The organism is Flavobacterium bizetiae (genome assembly GCF_902804475.1).
Taxonomy (GTDB): Bacteria; Bacteroidota; Bacteroidia; order Flavobacteriales; family Flavobacteriaceae; genus Flavobacterium; species Flavobacterium bizetiae.
The window spans coordinates 1-839 of record NZ_CADCSU010000239.1 but is presented as its reverse complement, the minus strand read 5'-3'; the positions used below and the strand labels follow the sequence as shown (position 1 = coordinate 839).

The 839-nt window shown below is 25.9% G+C and carries 1 protein-coding gene; it reads right to left on the bottom strand.

The genetic code is table 11. The annotated features are described in order from the left end of the window. On the bottom strand, positions 1-628 hold a 628-nt coding region (locus FLACOL7796_RS24490), incomplete at its 3' end, for a glycosyltransferase family 2 protein (protein ID WP_173973381.1). Positions 629-839 lie beyond the last annotated feature (211 nt).

The following is an 839-nucleotide window of genomic DNA, read 5'->3' as shown; positions in this document are numbered from 1 at the left end:
AATCAATATTTTTATATTTTGGTCTTTCATATAAAAATATTTTCAAATATAAATCTCTCTCCTCTGCGTATAATAAATCTTCATCAAATCTATATTTTAAAATCAGGTCTCCTTTCCATATTTGCCCTAATGAATTAATTCCCATTTTTCCAAGAAAAAAATCTTCAAACAACTTATCTGAAACAATATTACAAGGTTCATCGACTAAATCAAATTTAAAAATCTCATCATTATAAAAATGTCTGTATTTGCAGACACTAAAACTAAGAGAATTATCTTCAATTAGAGGTTCTATTTGTAACTCTAACTTTTTTGGATGCATAATATCATCATCATCAAAAAATTGTATAAATTTAGCTCCTCGAGATGTCGCAATGTCTAAACTGTAATTTCTTGACCCAGAAAGTCCTTGCTTATAATTATCATTTTTTAAATAATAACTAAACCTCTTGTCTGCCCTTAGATAATTAGCAACAACTTCTTTTGTTAAATCAGTTGAGCAGTCATCGATAATTATACATTCCCAATTAACATAAGTTTGGGCAATGATTGAATTCAGCGTTTCTTCAATTATATGTGCTCTATTGAATGTGGCTAATAAAATAGTGACAATTGGACTATTTTTCATGAACAAAAAAGTTTTAAATGGTTTTCATTTAGAAAAAAATGTACTTTTATTGTGCTAAATTCAAACTTAGACTTATAGTGTAACTCTCATACACATTTTATATAACGTTATTAAAAATAAATCTAATCCTTAAACTATCACTTTTCAAAAAATTTATTTTTAGCCTTAAACATTTATAAACTAAAACAAAGCTTATTCCTTGTAAATAAAG